Source organism: Rhodococcus sp. T7 (assembly GCF_009872365.1).
GTDB lineage: Bacteria > Actinomycetota > Actinomycetes > Mycobacteriales > Mycobacteriaceae > Rhodococcus_F.
The window spans coordinates 369,489-388,039 of record NZ_WXYH01000389.1 but is presented as its reverse complement, the minus strand read 5'-3'; the positions used below and the strand labels follow the sequence as shown (position 1 = coordinate 388,039).

Sequence of the window (18,551 nt, the reverse complement as noted above, 5' to 3'; positions counted from 1 at the left end):
AGGCCGACACCCGGGATGAACACCGTCGCCAGCGTCGTGCCGACCCCGATACCGACGACGGTGCCGATGACTGCACCACCCGCCGCACCGAGGACGGCGGCCGGTGCGCCGACCGCCAGCGCGCCGGCTGCACCACCAACCACGACTCCGGTCACCGTGCCCGCCGCGAGCCGGTCGGCCTGCTTCGTCGGCACACCGAGAGAAGTGACGAGGTTTCCGCCATCGGCCTGCAACGCGGACAGTGTGTTGTTGACCTGCTGGGCTTCCCGCTCCGGAATGACATCAGGCCGGGGCAGGAGCGCAGAACCGAGCAGGAGTGTGTTCGGCGGGGCCTGGATCGGAGCGATACCCGGTCGCTGCACCATCGGCGGGCGAGGCGGCGCAGCCGGGGCAGGCGCGGGCACAGTTTGCTCCGGCTGCGCATAGGCCGGCCCGGTGTACTGCGGCTCCACATACACCGGCTGGGTGTACTGCGGCTCCACATACGTCGGCTGCGAGTACCCCTGCTCGAAGTCCTCGTACGAACGCCACTCCGCGTTCTGCACCTGAGGGGAAGGGATGTAACCAGGCAGGTATTCACGCTCAGGAGCAGGTGCGGACGTCCCCGACTGGCTCCCACCACCGGTACCCGGCTGAATCCCACCACCAGTACCCGGCTGCGACGGGGCTGCCTGCGCCACACCCGCACATGCCACGCACAGCGCCACAGGAACCGCGCACCACACCGCTGCCCGCTCCGCCCGCCGACGATGCCGGCCCCCACCTGATCTACTCATCACTACTCGCTTTCTCTCGAAGGAAACGCCGTTGCGGTGCACCTCTGTGCAACCGCAGGTGCCGAAGACGAATCGGAAATATCTGAATAACAACAACTTTGGAAGCTGGGCAGGAGGCTGACTGGCCCTCGACCGGCCGTGAGGCGAACGGTCAGGCTGGCCAGCCAGGGAAGGCCCCGCCGAGACCGAAGAGCAAGGTGATCAGAAGGACGAGTAACATCGCGAAATCCTTAATGGAGAATTGAATTGGGAATCTGTCAGCGAGTTAGACGACGGGCTGAACGCCGACCCAGGGTGACGAATACGGCACCAAGGAGTGGCCCGCGGGACAGGTCGAAAACCCAGGAAGACCGATGCTGTAGCACCTGTAACCAGGCGCCCGACCAGCGCAATGTGCGATGACGCCGAGCGGCCGCCCGCCCTCATTCCACGAGATCGGAACGTGAGGAGCGGACTCGGTGGAATCGGCCTGTAACGAAAACGGGGCAGCAGTACGATTAGTGGTCGGGTGGATGTGGGCACCCAAAGACATCGGAGCCTCCAACTGGGTACAGAAATGGCCCGCGGGGATCCGAGATCCTGCGGCGTGGACGTTTACGCGTTGAAACGCTGTTGGGAGTAGAACCCCAGGTGCGGGCGAGGACGCCAATCATCACCGCATCTGGGGTTTTCTGCGCAGCACTAGTTGGCCCGCGTGCGAGCCACGAGCTGCGAAGTGAGACCACTGAGCGGTGACTTGGGCAGAAGTTCAACCGCACAGTGGAAGTCTTGGGAATTCGGAATTCTGTCCGGAGCGAATAAGTCTGAGCCCGTTCGACTTCAGAAACTCGACGAGCCGAACCGCTGGTCGCGGTGGTGGTGACCTGGTGATTGTGGGCGTCAGAAGCACGCGAAGGTGCGACTCTGCACGAGCCACACCTTGTCTTAGTTGTTTCCGACACGATCGCCCCCGGGAGTCCAAAGGGCACACCAAATAGACGGTGTGCATCACCTTTTGCGCTACAAGCAGACCCGACGTGTACAAGGCCGCAGGACTCCCCGGTGGGGCGCGCGGAAGGATCATAAACCGCGGCAGCTTCTGCGCGCAACCTATTCACGCTTTTCATTCCCGCCCCTACCCCTGAGCTCGGCCGCTCGAAGCGGCGACGATCGTCGCAACAATAACACGCAACTATAGGGCTTGTCAGCGCGTTACTTCACTCCGGGAAGGGCAACAATGGTCGGATACAGAAGTGGCCGGACCCCGGGAGTTGATGAAGTGCCTCGCAGCGGAGTCAGAGGATTCCGGGGTGACAAGCTCCGCGAACAACGTGTGAAGGCACGACTCACACCGGACGATCTCGCGGCCCGAATCGGTACAACCCGTCAGGCCGTCTCGACCTGGGAAACTGGACGGTCAAGGCCGGCACCGGAAATGCTCGGTCTTCTTGCCGAAGCCCTAGACACGTCAATCTCTGTGCTCGTGCCGATTCCGGCTGGCAAACTCAGAATGAGCGACCTTCGAGTGCGGGCAGCGCTGAATCAACGAAACGCAGCCGCCCAGCTCGGAATCGGGGCCACTACGTTGGCCGAGATCGAGAACGGGGCAAAGCCGGTCCGCGATGACCTTGTGCCCAAGATCGCCGAGCTCTATGGGGTCGACAAGCGAATCGTTGCAGAAGCGTGGAAGCGCGGATGTGAACAGCGCGAGACACGCGCGAAGAACCTATAAGTAATCACGCAACTAAAGCACGGATTCGCGCATCTCTGAGATCGTTCGACGGCGTGTCTTCATCGTTATCTGCCCAACTTGTGACAGGTTTGGTGCGGATCCTGATTGGGGTCCGAAGTTGGACGGTCAGGGAAGGAGAAGGGAATGGGAAACCCATACAAGGGAGGCCGGACTCGCGTAACCAGCAGAGTCCCTGACGTGGTGTTCGAGGAGCTCGAACGTAGGCGGATGGCAGCGGGTGTGAATATGAGCCAGTACCTGGCAGATCTTCTCGCAGCCGCTACCGGCCATACCCAGCTCGTTCAGGAGACCAACCAGGAGGTGCTGAAACTTTCCGCGTAAACGCGATGGCGGCCTTAACGCCGCACAACCGAACACACACCACGTAGTGCATCACACCAACTAGCCAAAAAACCCCCGACCGGGCAGGGCCGAGGGCATTGGGTCTTTGAAGTTGGTCGAGAAACGAGTTTGCCGCTCGATTCTCTGTACTGCTTTTCCCCGGAGGGACTGTCTTGCTGGACAGAGCCCAGGGTAGCGCACACCCTGATGCAGGTCTAATAACTCATGCGCGTGTCACCCCGCTAAGTGGTGACACTGACAGCACACAACTGCTCTACGACACTTGCACCCGCATGTGGTCGCCGCGGCGGCGTGTCCGCGTCGACCCGAAACGAGAACATAGCTACGACACCACCATCTCCATTCCCCCGCAGCAGCTGGAATTTCCTTGGGCGATCTATCTCGCCGACTCGGGCCAGCGCTTTCGGCTTCTGGCGTTCGACTTCGATTCGTCCCGTTTTGGCGCCGATCAGGCTCGTAGCGATTCGGACCGCCTCGCCGGACACCTCGACGACCTGGGCGTCCACTACTTGCGTGCGCACTCCGGGCCCCGGGGGGGCCAACACATCTGGCTCCGACTTGGCGAGGACGGGGCTGACCTGGCCGCTGTCGGGAAACTCAACCACGTGCTCGGACGGCACTATGCCACCTTCGACACATCACCCCTGAGCAAACCTCATATGGGAGTTGTGCGGCCTCCAGGCGCACCACACCGCGACGGTGGACGGTCCGTGCCCCACCTGGCCGGTGCAGAGTTGCAGCAGACTCTCGATCGTGTCAGCCGCGGGACGACGCCGGAAGTCGTCAACTGGCTCCTCGCGCAGCATCCCCATGTCGCGCGCGCTACACCACCCGAGGAACAACGACGGCGGCCGCAGCGGATCATTGAGGATGCTGCGGGTCCGAGACTCGACCGACCCCGGCGGCCGCTACCCCACCGAACCGTGGCTTTGCTCGCGACGGTGCCGTCTAAAGGGGCGGACCGCAGTGCCCTCGCTCACACCATCCTTCTTTCTATGGCTCGCGCCGGACACACACTCGACGACGCCCGCGCCGCCGTTGCCACTGCTCCGGGTCTGATTCGGCTTCGTGAGGACGCTGCCCGCGGCCGCGACGACACCGAACGCCAATGGTCCCGCGCCCTTGCCCGGGCCGCTACCTTCACCGTTAGCTTCAGCCAGGCGCCACGGGAACCGATCGACGACGAACTCGACGACATCGAGTATGCCCTTGCATCGGCAACGGCGCACTGGGGGCGACGAGGAGGAGCAAGTGACGAACGGATCCTGCACGCACTGACCGCGCTAGCGCGCGCTGCCCGGACTCGGGTCCTCGACATCGACTGCCGCCGCCTGGGACAGACGTGCGCTCTCGATGCCTCCACGGTCTCGCGCAGGCTTCGTGTGCTGGCACGGGAAGGCTGGGTCACGCTAACCACTCCAAGCGCCGGGACGCGAGCTGCACGGTGGACCCTCAACCAGCCGCCTGATGTGGGCGTAGAGACTACTTCTCATGCAACACAAGGGGAACCCGCCCCCGCTCCTGGGCCCGGACTCACACTCCTCCCCCATCACACCCACGATCTATGGAGTCCGTCGAGGTGCGGTGGGCTCGGTGGGGCAACCGCACGTGTCCACTGGTACTACCGGTCCGGGGTCGAGAGCCTGGACGGATTGGCGGAGAAGACTGGCTACGGCACAGATTTCATCCAGCGGGCACTCACCCGCCTGCACTCGGCGGGGCTGCTCATTGAGAATGCCACCGGTGAGGAGTTGCTGCGGGTGTTCGAGATGGCCGCGCAGACCCTTGGGGTTGCGGGCTTCAACGCGCGACGTGCCTCCCGACATCTGGTAGACCGCGAGCTGTTTACCTGGTGGAACGAAGAGCAAGAGTGGAGAACCACGCGGGGTAAGAAGCGGGGGACGCGTCGGAATACTTCGACCGGAGCGCTTGCGCTCCCCATTTCGGCGCCGGCGAGGGTCCGCTACGGCAGGTTCCCCACCAGATCGAACGGAGGGGCGGACTACTCCAGGGCCCGGGCCATTGTGGCTCAGATCAATTCCACCGGTCGGTCCGCGGCATGACAGCACGATCGACGGCATCGACGAATGTCGCCGCGATAGCTCACATGTGCCGAACTCGTCGCCTCCCGCGCGGCACCCGCTCTCGCGCGGCGATCGCGGCTAGGTTGTCGAGCATGAGGCGCCCAACCACCTCGACACGTACACGCAAGCAACAGTGCCGCGCACCTCGGACTCCGTGCCGCACCGCCACGGACGTCGTCGCCCGATTTGCCCAGGGCGCGAAGACCGTCGTCATCGACGCCCCGCCCGAGCAGATCCTCGAACTCCACGACCTCGAGGGCACCGGCACCCTGCGGATCACCGGCAGTACACCGCACCACCAGACGAAGTCGCGGGCCATCGTCGTCACCGACGCGGCGCAGGTGCAGCTCAAGGGACACACCCGCTGCTTCGCGTACACCATCGCTATCATCGAAGCCTTCGACGACACCGAGGTCGAAGCCCGCAACAAATCCATCGTCTACGCCGTCGACCGAGCCAAAGTCCGCGCCACCGACGAATCCACTATCCACGCCTACGACCAGGTCACCGTCCACGCCGAGGGACACACCACCGTCCACGCCACCGACAACAGCCGAATACTTCTTCACGACAATGCCCACGCCATAGCGCAACGCGGTGTCACCATCCACGGCCCAGCGCGCACCAACACTCGTATCCGCCAATAGTGACTGATAAATCCTTTCCAGTTCCACGCGAACAATGAGACTCGATGGGCTCCGCAGCCGTGTTAGCCCCGCCCGGGCGAGCCGGAAATGACCGGCTCCATCCGAGAACTGATGCCCGTTGCGCCGATGATCGGTACGCATTCTTCTCATCGTGGCACCAGCCGTATGTGCCGCCGCCCCAAACGGGCGATGAAACCGTTGTCGGGCTAGCTAAGCTACCCGAGCGCAGCCTAGCCGCAGGTACGTCGAGAACTCGGCGCCGTGCCGGCAGGTGATCGAGAGCTAGCGAGGAAGAGTCACAGATGTCCCGGCGGCGGCGCCGCCGACACGGTGACGAGTCCACCAGTCGTGTGCTGGTCAAAGACCATCAACGAGACCTCAAGGTGCAATGGCTTCCACTCACCATCGAGCCCGCGAAAGCGAACAACACCAGAGGTGCTACCACGCGCAAGTTCTGCAGATAGACGCCGCGCAACCGCGACGTCATCCGGGTGCATCGCCGGCGTCGGCTCCCCTACCCCACCTTCCCAAGCAATCCCGGGCATCGGGTTGCCTCGCCATTTGATCAGGCTCAGCTTCTTGATATCCACGTAGGCCAGATACTCACCAGGCTTCAACTTGGCCTCCAAGACGCGATGTTCCAGAATGACCGGCGGCGGTGCAGTCGGCACATCGTCCGCCGGACCTATGTCATGTGTAACACCCCTCAGAATCACCACCTTCCGATCGCGGTTCGGATCGGGCCGTTCCTCAACAGCGCGGCACGAGAAATGCGCAGCACGGCGGTCGCCGTCGTCGCGTTTGACCGTCCACACCGCCTGGTGTTCCATCCCCGGGGTCGACTGAACGATCTTGGCTAGTGCTTGCCCCTCGTCGACGCCGGTATCCAACCGATCGAACGCCCCAGCCATTGCAGCCTCAGATCGACGATTCTCGGGTGCTACCCCATACAAGTCGAAAAGATCCTCGCTACCACTGACTTTGAGGTCGGTGAGATTGAAGTACCAGGCTCCAGCCGGATCGCGTTGTGCAACCTTCTCTTCAGCCAATCCGGCCCACAGATAGATGGCGTGAAGTCGGCCCTCGAATGTGCACAAGGGGTCCGCGATAACCCGGCGACGGCCGTCACTGGAAAGCCTGTCAACCTTTGTCGGGTTGGCCATGACCTCAGTGATCGCCGAAGTCGCATCTGCAAATGACCGCCTGCTCTTGATCACTTGCTCCAACGGCACGAAGGGCTTGGGTGTGCGGCCCTGTCCCACAATCGACGGCACCGCGCCCCCGAACGTACTTACCAGTAACCACTTTGTCGCCATCCAAAACCTCCCCGACCGAATGAACGAGGAGATCCTAGCCTGTCCGGATTGAACGCTGTTCAGGTCGAACGTCCAGCTACGCACCAAGCTTCTTCAGGGCGGGCAGGATGGACAGATAGCGCGATCCGAGTGTTCGCGTAACCATGTCGACCGCTCTGGCGTCTGCGCCGATCAAGACGCGCGCAGACCCGCGTTGAACGCCCCGGAGGATCGTCCGAGCGGCGGCACTCGGATCTGTTCTCGCTATACGCCGCTCGAATGAATCAGCGAGTTCGGTCCCGTCTACTCCTGCCGCGTGCCTAGCAGTGCGCGCGATGGTGGTCCGAATTCCACCCGGGTGAACGCATGTCACCTTTACGCGATGTCCCTCGAGGGCCATCTCCTGGCGGAGCGACTCAGTGAAACCCCGTACAGCAAACTTGGCCGCGTTATAGGCGGAATACGACGGAGCGGCCATCAACCCAAAGGCCGAGGAGATGTTGACGATGTGCCCTCGATCTGAACGCATCACGTGTGGAAGGAAGGCCTTCGTTCCGTTGACGACTCCCCAGAAGTCAACGTCGACCACTCGCTCGTAGTCCTCGAAGGTAGTGTCCAGGACGTCGCCGGCAAAAAGTACGCCAGCATTGTTGATCAGAGCGTCAACTCGGTCGAATCGAGAAGCGACATCTGCTGAATGGGCAAGTACCGCAGCTCGATCCGTCACATCGACAACCGACGTATAGATGTCTCCGGGACCGTCTGCGCACAGGTCAGCGGTAGCGAGCAGTAGAGACTCCGACGAGTCTGACAACGCCAGATGTGCGCCAGATTGAACCAGCTGTAGAGCTAGCTCGCGTCCAATTCCCGCCCCGGCTCCTGTTATTGCGACGACACGACCCTCGAAGTAGCCCATCTGTTCCCCTCGTTTCGGGCGGCATCCCTGCCCTTACCCTATCCAATGTCTATGGGTCCATAGTTCTATCGAAACCGTCGTCGCCGCACTGTGATGACTCTCATGCACTTTGGAATGCTTCACGTTGGGAGCCTCATAGCCCAACCAAATGGTCTGGTCGGTGCCTGAATTCGGCTCCGGCCGGGGTCCACCGGCCAAAGAGGCCCCGCCGACAGGACCGAACACAGCGGCAGCATTGGCGGTCGGTACGGTGGTGAACCGCGTCTGGTACCGGATGCCGTCGAACTCGGCATCGAACGCCGCCGCCCAGGCCTGCGGACGTCGTACGGCGTCATGGTGCACAACTCGCGGGTGACCCCGAAGTGTCGCCTCGTGCGGGATTCGATGTGGCACCCGCCCATCGGACGCACCTGGGGTTCGTCAGCCCCAGAACATGCAGGTCGGGTCCCGGTCGAGTTCGGTCAGCAGGGTCTCGAGGTGCGGCGACGGCGGGAGCCGGTCGTAGGTGTGGAAGCGGAGATTGCGGTCCCGCCAGTACAGACTCCAGGTCTTGGTGGCCTTGGTGTAGCGCAGCCGGGCGATCGGCATGCTGGTCCACTCCGTCCCGACGTCATCGCACCAGGGGGCGCGCCGCTCGACGATGGTCAGATGTCGCGCCGCGATCTCGCATTCGAGGCGGACCTCATGCCGGGCGTGCTCGGGAACGCGGGCACCGCACCACCGCTGCACCCGAGCAATATCCAGCTCCGGCAGACCGGGAACCGCCGGTCCCGGCCGCGGCGGCACAGCGCCGGTGCTGTCGCCGGCAGGTACCAGGGCCGACGGTGAGCTGTGCGGGTTCTCGGCGGCCTCACTGAGTACGGTGAACGCGGCGTCGAGGCGCTGTTGGCGGCGCCGGTTCGGTTCATGGTTGGCGTCGGCGGCCACGTACCCGATCAGTTCCTCGAGGCCGGTGTCGGGGACCGGCAGGATGGTGTCGTCGCCGTCGACATACGCGCGGAAGGCGACGCGTTCGCAGTCGGTGTCCAGCAGCATGATGCCGCGCAGGGTCGTAGCCACCTCGTCGGGGATGCGGAGGTGGTGCACCGGGCCGATCTCCGTCGGTTGAGCGCGTCGGAGATCGAACGGTGAGCCCTCCCAGTCGCTGATGCGTCCTGCGTCGCCGCAGGTGTTGCATTCCGAGGCGATGGGGCCCTCGGTAGCGGCGCGGAGAACGAGCATCCGGCCGGTGCAGCGGCGGTTGCCGGGACGTCGCCGGCACGGCAGCGCGCTCACCCAGGCGGTACCGGTGTCACCGGCGGTGGCGGCGCGAACCAGGTCGTACAGTTGCTCGGCGAGACGGCGGGCAGGCCCGGGGACCTCGTCCGGCAGATCGAGGAAATGACGCAGATCGGTGACGAGCACCCTGCAGAAGGTACTCGACTAGGTCTCGACCACCGCGGTCGACTCGTCGCCGTCGGCGATCACCGCCGGCCACCGTAATCGCGAGTCCTTCAGCTGGTAGGGACACCTCACGTGTCAGTCGGTGCAGCCATCCGTCCGTCCGGCACGATCTCCTCGCTGACCAGCCTCGACACCAGAGTTCCCTGTCTCATGAGGCATACCGATTCTGAGAACACCGCTCCGCGGAACCTGCGACTGTCGAGATGCAACGAAGATTGGCAGAACACGCCGCTGCACATTGACCCGGGCATGCCGTCTGCGCTCGTCGTGTAGGCGTGTCACCACCACAAGGGAATTAGCAGCAAATCTAACAAGAACCGAACCAGCATGTGGCCGCATTCAGGGCATCGATGCAGCTCAGACCCGATCAACGACCGATGTCGCCCTTGTTAAACAAGTGGGTCAGCTTGTTAATCTTCGCTGCATCTCGACACCTACAACACAACCCAACCTGTAGACATCCCAGGGCCGTAAGGCGTCAAGCAGCCCGGGTGGTGCGGCGGTGGTCCCAGGCAATGTGTTCGTCGTAGTGGGTGCGGTGGCGGAGGCAGCCGTGGAGGATGCCGACGAGGCGGTTGCCGAGGGCGCGGAGCGCTTGGTGGTGCAGGTCGCCGGCATCACGCCGCTGGTCGTAGAACTCCCGGGCGCCGGGGCTGGACGACAATGCGCAGAACGCCCATTGATCCACGGCATCGTAGAGGCGCCGGTTGCGGACGTGGCGGGCGAGCACCGCGCGTTTCTTGCCGGACGCGACCGTCAACGGGGAGGTCCCGGCGTAGTTTCTGCGAGACTTGGTGGTGGTGTAGCGATCGGGGTCATCCCCGAACTCACCGAGCACCCGGGCGCCGAGCACAACACCAAGTCCTGGCAGGGAGCGGTAGATGTCGGTGTCCGGGTGTGCCTCAAAATGTGTTGCCAGTTCGGCCTCGAGTTCGGTGATCTGCCGGTTCAACTCGACGATGAGACCGACCGCAGCGCGGGTGGTGGCGGCGAACGCGGCAGCGACCGGCGCCGGCGCGGTGAGGTGCTCGACCCGCAGACCGGCCTGGATTTCGCGGGCCCGACCGTCGAGATTGCGTTGCCGACCTGCCTTTTTGAGCGCGGATCGGATCGCCGGCAGGGTCAGGTGCGCGGCCTCGGCGGGAGTCGGGGCACGACCGAGGACGGCCAGGGTGTCGCGGTCGTGCAGGTCGTCGAACACCTCCAGCGCGGCCGGATAATACTCGCGCAGCGCCGAGCGCAGCATGTTGGTCTGCCGGGTGCGGGCCCAGATCAGATTCTGGTGTCCGCGGGCAAGGACCTTGATCGCCTCCACGTCCGGGCTGTCGCCCGCGATCGGGCGGTGGTTGTGTCGGTCCGTGCGCACCAGGTCCGCGAGCAGCTTGGCGTCACCGGGGTCGGACTTCGCGCCCGAGACGTGATGCCGGTCGCGGTAGCGCGCGACCGCGAGCGGGTTGATTGCGTACACCTGATAGCAGGCGGCGGTCAGCGCCTGCACCCACAGGCCGCGGTCGGTTTCGATGCCGACCACGACCTGACCTGGTTCTTCGGCGTGCTCGGTTACCATTTCGTGCAACTGCCGGATGCCGGTCAGTCCCTCGGGGAGCCGCCGAGATGCCAGCCGCCGCCCGGCCTCGTCCATCAGATACACATCGTGATGCTGTTCGGCCCAGTCGTCGCCGATGAAGATCATCGATCACCGCCCCTTCCTTCGGTTCTCGCTCAACCTATTTCGAGCCTAAGGACACCCGGCTTCGACCTAATGGACCAGTGCTCGAACTTGGCACGACATCCCATCAGCGCTACAGGCGACCTCACCAACCGGCCGGGGCACGCTCTACAGTCAGGAATCGACTCTCGCTTCAGGTTCCTGCGGTGCTCACCGACCGGTGGCTCGGTGATCAGCTTCCCCCTCCTGATCCATTACGTGTCGAAGGCTCGCTGATCGACTCCCATTAGGTTCCACGTCTCGGTGTCACTTCTCGGCGCCTCCGACCTGCGGGTTTTCAAGATCGTGTCAGTGCATGATTCTGACGAACTTGTCGGAATCCTCAGCCGGCCGCTATCCCTTAAGGCGATCGTCGATCGGTCAGTGATTGTGACTGGCGAGGGTCAGTGGATCGCACCTGAAGTATTCGAACCGCCGGCCAGCCGACCGCGCATGAGTTCTGGCGCCCCGCAAGACAGACGAAAATAGCTGACACAAGATGTCAGGGTCTTAGTGCAAGCATGGTTCCACCGTTCGGCGCCGATCGTGGACGTGGGCCGGACCTCGGATCGACGCAACCACAGACAAGGACCTCCATGCGCGAAACACCAGAAGAGCTCAAAGAACTGCAGGCCCTCCTCGACGACTCCCTGTCCCGCTCCACCACCCACCTGCGTTCGATCATCAACACCGAGCGCACACTGACCGCAGAGCAGCTCACCCAGGTCATCACCGGCATGTGCACCCTCGCCCTGTCCACCGTCACCGCCAAAGGTGAACCACGGATCAGCGGTGTGGACGGGCACTTCCTGCACGGAAAGTGGCACTTCGGCACGGCGCGCGGCGCGGCCAAGGCCCGCCACCTCGCCGCCCGGCCCGCCGTCAGCGCCGCGCACATGCGCGGGGAAGACCTCGGCGTGTTCACATACGGCACTGTGGAAATCTCAACCCCCACGACGCGGAGCCGGCCGCAGACTGGCCGGACCTACTCGCCTACTTCAAAGGCTTCTACGGTGATGACTCCTTCGACTGGGACAACGACGTGGTTTACTACCGGCTGCATCCGCACTGGCCACCGTCTACGCCAGCGACATCGCAAAGCTCGCTGCGGCGACCCGGTCCTGATCCAGCACCGACCGCATCGGAACCAGTCCGCATGTCCCCGGCCGTGGGGACGCATCCAGTGGTCCCGAGTGACACGAAACCTGGAAAGTGACACGCGAGTGACATGAAATTTGGAAAGTGACACCGCTTCTTTTCAGGGTTGAAATCTGTCTCATCGGCCTCCTGTCTGTGTTGTGCCGAGTGATCGCTGTGTCGTAGCGCTCGTGTATCTATGTCCTCCGTCGTCTCGGAGGAGGATCGGGTGTTCCTGTCGTTCGTGGATCCGTCGTTGCTTCGGACGCACCTGGACGGCCACGGTGTGGACTCGGCCGACGTGGTTCGGCTGCTCGAGTATCGAGCGATCCCGGCCGGGACACCGGTGTTCCTCGACGAGCTGACGATGCGGCCGGTCGAGCCTTTGTGCTCGTGGTTCCGACATCTGGTCTACGAGGAGAAGGACGCCAAGACGTTGCGCGAGTATGCCTACATCGTGCGGCGGTTCGTCCACTTCCTACGGTCCCGCGACCGGGGCCTGCTCGAAGCGACCGAATCCGACTTCAGGGCGTACCGCGTTCTGCGCACACAGGTGCAGGACAAGCCAGTCGGCGATGCGACGTGGGGGAAGGAGGCCCAGTTGCTCAACCAGCTCTACCGATGGCTGGTCGAGCATGGCCACCTGCGTCACCGACCGCTGCGGATATCCCACAGGGGACGCAATCCGCTGGCGCCCCGACTGCGGCGGGGCATGGACATTCGCCACATGACCTTGGCGCAATACCGTTACTTCCGCGACGTCGGCCTGGGCGGGCAGCTGCCGGATTCACAGGCCAGCACTGTGTTCCGTGGTCGAGCGCCGCTCCGTGGTCGGGCCGCCGCCGACTTGGCGTTGTGCACTGGGATGCGTCCGGCGGAGTGGTCGACGGTGTTGCTGCCCGAACTCGGTGTCGGTCGGCGTCGACCGGGCGAATCTGTGGAGTTCCCGGTGCAGGCCTGCGCGAAGTATGGCAAGTACCGCGAGATCTACGTGCCGACCGGAGCGTTGGACGCGGTGGACACCTTTCTGCTGGTGGAGCGTCCGGAACTGGTCGCCGCCTCGTCGAAATCCTTGGCGCGTCGACGCCGGGAGTTGTTCGTCGTCGACCACATCGATCACGAGGCCGGGACGCTGCGCGGTGTCCTGGACGGTCGGCGCCGGACGTTCGTGATGTCTGCGATGGGGCCGGACCTGCGGCGAATCAGCATGCGGGAGAATGAATATGGTGTCGAGCCGCTGGCGGTGTTCGTCGGCCACGGCGGTCAGATGCTCGGGCCTTCATCCTGGTATCGGATCCGCTGCGACGCGTGGGCGCGGATGCGCGTTCATGCCGATGCTCCCGGTGCACCGTTGCTGCCTCGGCGGCGGTGGAGATGGCACGACACCAGGCATACGTTTGCGTTGCAGCTGTTGTCCTATCTGGAACAGCAGATGGACGGCGACGAACCGGACGCGGTGGCGCGGCGTCGACGCCACATGTCTTACCTGGGCGGTCATATCAAGCACAACCCGTTGTTGATCGTCAGCCGGAGACTTGGACATTCGAGCCCCGCCACGACGTACGCCTATCTGGAATACAGCGACGATCCGATGAACGCGGTGGACGCCGCGTTCTCCGAGTGGACGGTGCAGGAAGGCGACACCTACGCCGATATCGCCCGTCACGTGCTGGTCGAGGGGGGTGAGCGCTGATGCCTCGCCGGGGCGACCACCAACACGACTTCGCTGCGGTCGCCGAGCCGGAGGCTCCGGTCGACCGGATCGGTATCCGTTTGGTGCGGGCACTGGACCGGACCGGCATACCGCGGGAGGTCACGTTCAGCCCCCACGAGTTTCGGTGCGCCGGGTTGGCCGGGGAGCTGGCCGACGAGTGGGTCGACTACGCCGAGATCAGCAGGATCTCGGGCGCGTCGGCCGCCGTCGGCCGGCAAGCGATACGCAATTTCTGCACGAAGGTCGACTTCCTGCTCGCCGAGGACGCGCACGAGGCCAGCTTGGCCAAACAGCACCCCGATATCGCGGCCGTGTTGGCCGAGTGGGAACGAACCCTTCCCACCGACTACCGGGCGGGCTCGACGACGCCGTCCACCCTGGCGGCGATGGTGCGGGCACTGATCGCCCGACGCGCACAACACGATCAGCGACCGGTGGCCCCGCATCTGCGTCGTCTGGTCGACGGCGAGGTCGGAGTGGCTGCGGGCAGCACGCAGGAAGTCGACGAGTTCTCCCGCAAGGACAAACGCGCCGTCGTTCGGGCGGCGTGGGCCTGGGCGAATCAACTGGACTCCCGCCTTTCCGACGGATGGGCGTCGGCCGCCCAGGGCCGCCACCCGGCCGAGCACGGCTGGACCGACGTCGCCAATCTGCTCTGGGGCCTGTCCCGTCAACAGGTCAGCCCACTCGACATCCGCGACAACCTTCCGGTGATCCATCGGTGGCCGCCCGAGTTGCGGGCCTGCATCGAACATCCCGACCAACCGGTCTACGCGGCGCGGGCGAAGGGGATGCTCGTGCGATGGCTGGTGCGCCAGCTCTATCCCGGTCACCTCGACCTGCACGCCTATCGGGTGCTGCTTATGGCGGCCACCGGGCACACATCCGAGGAGGTCACCGCGTTGACTGATGAGGATGTCGAGTTCCTGCCCTCGGGCGTTCGATTGACTCTGACCAAGCAGCGGGCTCAGAAGGTGCGGCACCGCACCTTCGGCACCGAGACTCTTCCGGAAACGACGGTTCGCGAGCCTGTCGACTTCACCGACCGGCCCCACCGAGAAGTCGGCGCGATCATCCGGCGTCTCATGCGCGTCACCGAGCAGCTCCGGCTACGAGCACCGGACGCCGGACGTCTGTTCCTGGCAGCCTCGGTCGCGGCCGACTACGAGCTGCGCATCGCGCGATGGGACTACAACCTTCCCCGGTCCCGGTTTGTGAACTGGCTGGCCGCCGCGGACGTGACGGTCGACGGGGCGCCCGACATTCGTCGACTGCGTAAATCCACGAAGGTGGAGAAGGCGATCGCCTTCGGTGGCCGCATCGCCGACACGGCCAACGATCACCACGAGGAGGTGTTCCGGGGCCACTACGCGCAGGGCACGACCCTGCGCGTGATGTCGGGCCAGGTGATCGCCACCGCCCAGGACCACTGGTTCACCAAGGCGTTGGAGGGACCGACCGTGCTGACCACCTCCACCGACGTGCTGGACGCCCCGGATCAGGCGCAGACCTTGGGCCTGAGCCCGCGGCAAGCCGAGGACATCCGACGGGGCGCACTGGACATGGGACTGACCCAGTGCGCGGACCCCCACAACTCGCCCTACGGCCGGTCGGGAGAGTTGTGCCCGGTGGCACCGCTGCGTTGTCTGGAATGCCGCAACGCCTGGGTGCTGCCCAGCGACCTGCCTCAGCTTCTGCTGTTCGCCGACCACCTCGACCGGCTCCGGATGCGACTGTCTCCGCAGCACTTCGGTGAATTGTGGGGACAGAGTCACACCAATCTCCTCGCCGTCCTGGCCGAGCGCACGGATGAGGAGAAAGCTTTGGCCCGTAAGCACATCGATGCCGGTGAGGCCGGTCTGCATCTGCCACTGGCCGCGAACGTGGAGTTCGACAGTTGAGCATCCAACGACCGAGCGCCCAGTCCAGCGCGGCCTTCGACGCCCACGAACCCGTCATTCAGTCCCACCCGCTGCTAGCCGACGCGCGGGTGCCGCAGTTCGGCGAGACCCGGGAATGGAACCTCAACGGCGTCATCAGCCGACCGGCCCGGCTCTATGCGGCCGCCTGGACGCTGGTGTTCTCCCAAGAATTAGCGGAGCCGCCGTGGAATCTGCTGGCGCGTGAACTGAGCATGGTCATGCTCAACCCGCGCCACCCGGCGGTCACCACGGCGGGGCTTTCCCTGAAACCCACACCGGCGAACCCGTCCACGGTGATCAGCGAGTTGAGCCACCTCCGGCGGCTGGCCAGATGGGCCGAGGCGAACGGGCTGCCGCCGGAACTGGCCTCCTGGCAAGACAACGACCTGCGGCGCCTTGTCAGCGACCTGCGCGAGCAGCTGTCCGGCAGCAGCGTCCGGCACTACATCGGCACATTGAAAATGCTGCACCAATACGGTCCCGCCCTCACCGGCGAAGGACTCCGAACGGACCCTTGGGCAGGCAAAAGTGCCCGTGATGCATCGCAAACTCCCGTGGCCGCGGTCGTGTCCACTCCCGCGATTCCGCCGGAGCAATGGTTTCCGTTGATCCGTGCCGCCTGGACCTACGTTCACACTTTCGCTCCCGACATCCTGCGAGCGCACCAGCGTTACCAGGAGCTCGTCGGCAACGCGACGAAGAAGATAACCGGCGATCAAGATGCGCGACTGACCACATGGCTGGCCGACCCCGCCAACCCGATCCCTGTTCATGCCGGACCCTACGACGCCGGCCAGGATCGCGGTGAGGTGAACTGGTCGTTGCTGACCTTGATGCTTGGCTGGGATCACTCTTGTGGCGCAACTATTTTCGGCCGAAACCGGACCACCGGCCGGCAGCGAATCGCCAGAGTCGAGGACGCTGTCTCAAGCGGCCACCGGACCACGACCGGCGTCATCGACGACCTCGCCCAGGTCCAGCGCGGCGACGGCACGAGCACCCCCTGGCATCGAGGGCTCGCCCCTCGCGCCATTGGACTGGAACGTCGCATGCTGCGTAACGCCTGCTACGTGCTGGTCGTGGGTTTGTCCATGATGCGTGACTCGGAGATCCACGAAATCGCTCCCGGCTCGATCGTCGAGTACTACGGAACACCGGCCATCAAGTCCACCAAGGGCAAACACGACCCCGATCTGCCGATCAAGCACTGGTGGATCACCGCACCGGTCGCCGAAGCCGTGGTTGTTGCCGAGCGGCTGTCCGAACGGCACGACCGGCTCTTCCCGCCCATGGTCCGCAAATCTGCCGATGTCTCTCGCAGCCACCAGATGCTGGAGGCATTCGCAGCCCACGTCAACACCACCCGCGCCGGGACCGGATTGCAGGAGATCCCGCCGGGCAAGACGCGACCGCACATGTTCAGGCGGACGATGGCGATGCTGACGGACCACTTCCCCGGCAGCGAGATCGCCCTGGGCATCCAGCTCAAACACATCGCGTCCAGGGCGCTGGCCAATCGCTCGACCCAGGGCTACGCCAACGCGGACAGCTCCTGGGCCGAGCATTTGGAGTCGGCTATCGAAGCGGCCAGGTTCCGACGAGTGGAGGACCTCTACCGAGCCCACAAGGCCGGGGAACCGATCGGCTACGGTCCCGGCGCCGAACGGATGACGCAAGCCTTCAGCGGCATTCAACAGACGGTGCAAGCTCGAGGTGGCGACGCGATCGTCGAACGAGCCATGTTGCGCAAAGCCCGGCTCTCCATCCGGTTCGGCGTTCTCAACCACTGCGTTATGGACGAGAACAACCCTGTCGGCGCGGCGTGTCTCGAAAACGCCGTCGTTCCCGAAGGCCACAAAGGCCCGCTACAAGACCGGTGCCGTCCGGATCGATGCGCCAACAGTGTCATCGGCCCCGAACACGCGCCGATCTGGGCCTCGGAGCGCCAAACCCTGCTCACCCTCATCGACACACCGGGGCTGTCGGCCTGCCGCAAAGCCGTGCTGCAGCGCGAGTTGGGCGATGTCGATGCTGTCATCCGCAAGACCCACACGGACAAGGAACAAGCGTGACCACCATCCCCGAGGCCGCAGAGGAGGCCAAGCCCGAGGAGGGAGTGTCGGCCGGCACCGCCAAACGCCTGCGCGAGGCCATGGATCGGCTGATGGCCGGGCGGCCGCAGCGCACCGACGGACGGTTGATCAAGGACAACCTCTGGAAAGAGGCCGACGTCAGCCGTGCCACCATGAACCGGGCCACCCAGATCATGTCCGAATGGGACGCCCGCGTCGCCGCCTGCGACGGATTCACGCCGGGCGAGGCCCGTAAGAACGACGAACTCGCCGCCTTGCGCGCCGCCCTCGCCGACAAGACACGCGAATGCACCCAACTGTCCCATCGACTGGACGCCGCAGCTAGCGCGATCGCCGCCCTGCATCACGACAACACACTGCTCCGTCAAGAACTCGACCACCGCGGTCACCTCGTCGCCCTCGACGCTCACCGCAGCGGCGCCTGACGCCGAGTCCTTCAGCAGGTAAGCGACGTCTCACGAGCCTGTCGGGGCAGCGATCCGACCGCCGGCACGAATCCCTCATTGACCAGTCTCGGCGCCGGAATCCGAATGTCTCATGAGACATACGGATTCTGGAGAACACCGCGTCGCGGAACCTACACAACCTGGGATTTGGGGATCCGGTTTGGTCGCCGCGCCGAGTCACTTCCCCCAAGTGTTGGGTGATAGCTGCTAAAAGATGTTAGCGCCGTTGTATGAGAGAAGGGCCAGGTCAGGGGATTTGATGCCACCAGCCACGTCGCACCGGGCCACCATCGGCC

The 18,551-nt window shown here is 64.4% G+C and carries 10 protein-coding genes and 2 pseudogenes; 7 read left to right on the top strand and 5 right to left on the bottom strand.

Annotation, left to right across the window (positions count from 1 at the left end):
• Positions 1–545: pseudogene (locus MLGJGCBP_RS45830) on the bottom strand (hypothetical protein); the annotation flags it as partial.
• 1,447 nt (positions 546–1,992) lie between these two features.
• Between MLGJGCBP_RS45830 and MLGJGCBP_RS45825 the strand changes: the two are divergent.
• Both MLGJGCBP_RS45825 and MLGJGCBP_RS45820 read left to right on the top strand, forming a co-directional pair.
• Positions 1,993–2,487 carry a helix-turn-helix domain-containing protein gene (locus MLGJGCBP_RS45825; protein ID WP_160098357.1) on the top strand — a complete coding sequence of 165 codons (495 nt, stop codon included), beginning with the start codon at positions 1,993–1,995 and terminating at the stop codon, positions 2,485–2,487.
• 2,539 nt (positions 2,488–5,026) lie between these two features.
• Positions 5,027–5,581, top strand: coding sequence for a hypothetical protein (locus MLGJGCBP_RS45820; RefSeq protein ID WP_160098359.1), 555 nt, complete (start codon positions 5,027–5,029; stop codon positions 5,579–5,581).
• A gap of 296 nt (positions 5,582–5,877) precedes the next feature.
• Here MLGJGCBP_RS45820 and MLGJGCBP_RS45815 read toward each other — a convergent pair whose 3' ends face one another.
• The 4 genes from MLGJGCBP_RS45815 to MLGJGCBP_RS45795 form a co-directional block, all read right to left on the bottom strand.
• Entirely contained in the window at positions 5,878–6,897 is a 1,020-nt protein-coding gene (locus MLGJGCBP_RS45815; protein ID WP_160098361.1) for a GAF domain-containing protein, read from the bottom strand.
• Positions 6,898–6,973: 76 nt separating this feature from the next.
• On the bottom strand, positions 6,974–7,792 hold the full coding sequence (locus MLGJGCBP_RS45810) for an SDR family NAD(P)-dependent oxidoreductase (RefSeq protein WP_160098363.1): 819 nt from the start codon (positions 7,790–7,792) through the stop codon (positions 6,974–6,976).
• Between the two features lie 420 nt (positions 7,793–8,212).
• Positions 8,213–9,196: a DUF3024 domain-containing protein gene (locus MLGJGCBP_RS52655; protein WP_236581308.1), complete on the bottom strand. Its 984-nt coding sequence runs from the start codon at positions 9,194–9,196 to the stop codon at positions 8,213–8,215.
• A gap of 517 nt (positions 9,197–9,713) precedes the next feature.
• The gene (locus MLGJGCBP_RS45795; RefSeq protein WP_160098365.1) at positions 9,714–10,928 is read right to left on the bottom strand and encodes an IS110 family transposase; all 1,215 of its coding nucleotides are present in this window, start codon (positions 10,926–10,928) and stop codon (positions 9,714–9,716) included.
• A 611-nt stretch (positions 10,929–11,539) separates the two neighbouring features.
• On the opposite strand from MLGJGCBP_RS45795, the pseudogene MLGJGCBP_RS45790 reads away from it, so the two are divergent.
• From MLGJGCBP_RS45790 to MLGJGCBP_RS45770, 5 genes and pseudogenes are all read left to right on the top strand, one after another.
• A pseudogene (locus MLGJGCBP_RS45790) lies at positions 11,540–12,068 on the top strand (pyridoxamine 5'-phosphate oxidase family protein).
• 241 nt (positions 12,069–12,309) lie between these two features.
• Positions 12,310–13,773 carry a site-specific integrase gene (locus MLGJGCBP_RS45785; RefSeq protein ID WP_160098367.1) on the top strand — a complete coding sequence of 488 codons (1,464 nt, stop codon included), beginning with the start codon at positions 12,310–12,312 and terminating at the stop codon, positions 13,771–13,773.
• Positions 13,773–15,695 carry a hypothetical protein gene (locus tag MLGJGCBP_RS45780; protein ID WP_160098369.1) on the top strand — a complete coding sequence of 641 codons (1,923 nt, stop codon included), beginning with the start codon at positions 13,773–13,775 and terminating at the stop codon, positions 15,693–15,695. The genes MLGJGCBP_RS45785 and MLGJGCBP_RS45780 overlap by 1 nt, the downstream gene beginning before the upstream one ends.
• Positions 15,692–17,788, top strand: coding sequence for a hypothetical protein (locus MLGJGCBP_RS45775; RefSeq protein ID WP_201453173.1), 2,097 nt, complete (start codon positions 15,692–15,694; stop codon positions 17,786–17,788). The genes MLGJGCBP_RS45780 and MLGJGCBP_RS45775 overlap by 4 nt, the downstream gene beginning before the upstream one ends.
• Positions 17,785–18,234 (top strand): hypothetical protein, encoded by a 450-nt coding sequence (locus MLGJGCBP_RS45770; protein ID WP_201453174.1) that lies wholly within the window; start codon positions 17,785–17,787, stop codon positions 18,232–18,234. The genes MLGJGCBP_RS45775 and MLGJGCBP_RS45770 overlap by 4 nt, the downstream gene beginning before the upstream one ends.
• The last annotated feature ends 317 nt before the right edge of the window (positions 18,235–18,551 follow it).